Consider the following 3,742-nt stretch of genomic DNA (forward strand, 5'->3'; position numbering starts at 1 on the left):
GCAAGAGTGAACCACCTGATCCCTTCCCGAACTCAGAAGTGAAACCTCTTAGCGCTGATGGTAGTGTGGGATTACCCATGTGAGAGTAAGTCATCGCCAGCTCATTATTCCTAAACACCCCCGACCATAAGGCCGGGGGTGTTTTTTTTATGCGTGGGATTTTAGTCAAATAGCTCTTGGAATTGTTGAATATTGATTAAAAACTAGACTCATGGGTTTAGATTTTTAAGGAATAAGTAAGACTTTAGTCGGATATTGCATGAAAAGTAGCTGTGTTGAACTAAGTTGTTGCGAAGACATGGCGATAAGAATCATTAAAAATAATAAATAAGAGTTAAGGTCATGTGTCGTGCTGAAAACAACGAAAAAAACTCACAGGAGGTGAGTAAAAATGGCAGAAAACATGAAGCGAGTAGCAAACACTGTAAGTGTGAATGATGTGATTGATCAGGCAAAATTCACTAAATTTCACTTAAGCATTGTATTATGGTGTTTGTTTATTGTCCTATTTGACGGATATGATTTAGCAATTAACGGTGTCGTTCTGCCTCTACTTATGCAAGAGTGGGGCATGAGTGCTGTTCAAGCAGGCATGCTTGCAAGTACAGCACTCGCTGGCATGATGTTTGGAGCCATGCTGTTTGGGATGCTTGCAGACAAAATTGGTCGTAAAAAAGTTATCTTGATTTGTGTTTCTTTATTTAGTGCTTTTACATTTTTAGGTGGATTTACCACTAATCCAACAGAATTTGGTATTTTACGTTTTATTGCTGGTTTAGGGATTGGTGGTGTATTACCAAACTTAGTCGCTCTAACGTCTGAATATGCACCTAAACGTTTAAAAAGCACACTGGTAACCACCATGTTTAGTGGTTATGCGGTGGGCGGTATTATGGCTGCATTATGCGGTACATGGTTTACACCAAGTTTTGGTTGGGAAATTATGTTCTTCATTGCAGGTATTCCATTACTTTTTGTTCCATTTTTTTGGAAGTTCTTACCTGAGTCTTTAACTTTCCTCGTTAAAGAACAAAAAGTGAATGAAGCACGTCGTTTTATAAAGCAAGTCGAGCCAACTGCAGACATACAAGAAGATACTGAACTGGTTCTAGCTAGCGCTGATCAGACCCAAAGTGCATCAGTAAAAGCTTTATTTACAGAAAATCGTGCCACAGGAACATTCTTATTTTGGATTGCTTTCTTTATGTGCTTACTCATGCTTTACGCACTTGGAAGCTGGCTACCAAAACTGATGATGGCAGCGGGATATTCTTTAGGCAGCAGTTTAATGTTCTTATTAGCACTGAATATTGGTGCCGTGATCGGAACCATTAGCGGCGGTATTTTGGCAGACCGTTTTGACTTTAAACCTGTTCTTATGAGTATGTTAACTGTCGGTGTACTATCTTTGGTTGGTTTGGGCTTTAATTCTCCAACCCCTGTTATTTATTTACTTGTGAGTTTAGCAGGTGCCTCATCTATTGGTACCAGTATCTTGTTATATAGCTATGTTGCTCAATACTATCCTGTTGCAGTACGTTCTACTGGTATTGGTTGGGCTTCTGCTGTAGGGCGTACAGGTGCAATTGTTGGCCCGATCGTGATTGGTATGCTGCTTGGTATGGAGTTACCACATAAATGGAACTTTATCGCGGTGGCAATGCCGGGTATTATTGGCATCATCGCTATTTCAATGATTCGTAAGCCACAACCTGGTCGCGTGATGGTGAAAAAATTAAAAACAGCCAAAATTTAAACTCTCGTAATTAACCTACTCAGTTAAAAAAGCTCCTTACTTAAAGGGGCTTTTTCATATCTTTAGTATGAAATTAAATCAATATTCAATTGGTCAAAAGAATAAGCGGATTAATAGAGCTTAAATATTGGGCGAATTAAAAAATAAACATCAATTATTCAAAAGTTTATATTAATAATAGTGTGACATATCACGCAAATAAATGACATTTCCGAGAGCATAGCAGAATATCAATTAGTCTTATTGTGCCTTAAATCCCGCTTGCGTATATTGCCTGACATTGAAGATTGACTTCAGTCTTCAACAAGATGTTATGGACAAGTACTCATGGGAGATGAGAACGATGACAACGGAAAAAATAGATGTAAATTCTGTAGTCGATAATGCGAAATTCACGCCTTTCCACTTCAATGTAGTTGCTTGGTGTTTACTCATTATCTTATTTGATGGCTACGATCTCGCAATCAATGGTGTAGTTTTACCGTTATTGATGCAAGACTGGGGCTTAAGTGCAGTGCAGGCCGGAATGCTTGCAAGTACCGCACTGGCCGGCATGATGTTTGGTGCGATGATCTTTGGTTCCCTCGCGGACAAGATCGGTCGTAAGAAAGTGATCATGATCTGTATTGTATTATTTAGTGGTTTAACTTTTGCCGGCGGCTTTGCTTCAAACCCAACCGAATTCGGTATTTTACGTTTCCTTGCCGGTCTTGGTATTGGTGGCGTAATGCCAAACCTGGTGGCATTGACTTCGGAATATGCCCCACAAAAAATGCGTAGTACGCTGGTGACCACTATGTTTAGTGGTTATGCGGTCGGTGGCGTGATGGCAGCGTTATTAGGTTCGTGGTTTACCCCAAGTTTTGGTTGGCAAATCATGTTCTTTATCGCGGGTATTCCACTGTTTTTATTACCAGTAATTTGGAAATTCCTGCCTGAATCGCTCGCATTTATTGTGAAACAGAACAAGCAGCCAGAAGCTCGTCGTATTGTACGTCGCTTGGCGCCAAATCTGACAGTTACCGAGAACACAACTTTCACTTTGCCACAGGAAAATGTGCCTGAAGCAGCCAACGTGGTGAGTTTGTTCCGTCGTGGTCGTGCGGTCAATACTTTACTGTTCTGGGTCGCGTTCTTCACTTGTCTGTTAACCATGTATGCACTGAGCAGCTGGTTACCGAAGTTGATGATGGCAGCAGGCTACTCGATGGACAACAGCTTGATGTTCATGATGGTAATGAACGTTGGTGCGGTTGTGGGTATTGTCGGTGGTGGTATTCTTGCGGATCGTTTCCACCTGAAACCGGTACTGATGTTCCTTGGTATGATGGGTGCAATTGTGATGAGCTCTATGGGCTTTGCATCTAACCAATTCTTACTTTATATCCTGGTGTTTCTGGCGGGTGCAGCGTCAATTGGTTCGCAAATGTTGCTGTATAGCTATGTTGCGCAGTTCTACCCACTTGCGGTACGTTCGACAGGTATTGGCTGGTCTTCTGCGATTGGTCGTATGGGTGCGATTGTAGGGCCGATCCTGATTGGTGGTTTGCTTGGTATGAACCTGCCTGCTTACTTCAACTTTATGGCAGTCGGTTTACCGGTTTTAATTACTGCAATTGCTGTTGCATTGATCATGCATGACAATGAGTCTGAAAAGATTGGTTCAATTGAGCCTGCAGTGTCTAAAGCTTAAAGTTAAGTATTAAATAAGAAGCCTCCGAAAGGGGGCTTTTTTATTTGATTCGTTAAATAATATACAATGATATTTTTAGGGGGGAGATATATGGCTTCAGAACTAGTAAAACTAAGAAGACGAAAAGATGCTAAGGATATACTTAAAAAAATAGATCAAAAAAGAGAAAATTATTATTTAATACATTAGGGTCTGTTGACATTTACTGTTCATAATTAACCCTATAAAGGTAGCCATAAAAATATACAGGCTAAAGCAACAGAACTTTGATAATTTCTTTTGAGCTTGTCATA

Annotated in this window: 2 protein-coding genes, 1 rRNA gene and 1 pseudogene; 3 read left to right on the plus strand and 1 reads right to left on the minus strand. The window is 40.4% G+C overall.

Features of this window, described 5'->3' with window-relative positions; translation table 11 throughout:
* The 3 genes from rrf to ACTL4S_RS16250 form a co-directional block, all read left to right on the plus strand.
* Positions 1-102, plus strand: a 5S ribosomal RNA gene (gene rrf, locus ACTL4S_RS16240); the annotation flags it as partial.
* 289 nt (positions 103-391) lie between these two features.
* On the plus strand, positions 392-1,756 hold the full coding sequence (locus ACTL4S_RS16245) for an MFS transporter (RefSeq protein ID WP_005094821.1): 1,365 nt from the start codon (positions 392-394) through the stop codon (positions 1,754-1,756).
* Positions 1,757-2,099: 343 nt separating this feature from the next.
* On the plus strand, positions 2,100-3,449 hold the full coding sequence (locus tag ACTL4S_RS16250; RefSeq protein WP_004647700.1) for an aromatic acid/H+ symport family MFS transporter: 1,350 nt from the start codon (positions 2,100-2,102) through the stop codon (positions 3,447-3,449).
* Between the two features lie 202 nt (positions 3,450-3,651).
* Here the strand turns inward: ACTL4S_RS16250 and ACTL4S_RS16255 are convergent.
* Positions 3,652-3,742: pseudogene (locus tag ACTL4S_RS16255) on the minus strand (IS5/IS1182 family transposase); the annotation flags it as partial.

Source organism: Acinetobacter lwoffii (assembly GCF_052078135.1).
Classification (GTDB): Bacteria; Pseudomonadota; Gammaproteobacteria; order Pseudomonadales; family Moraxellaceae; genus Acinetobacter; species Acinetobacter lwoffii_Z.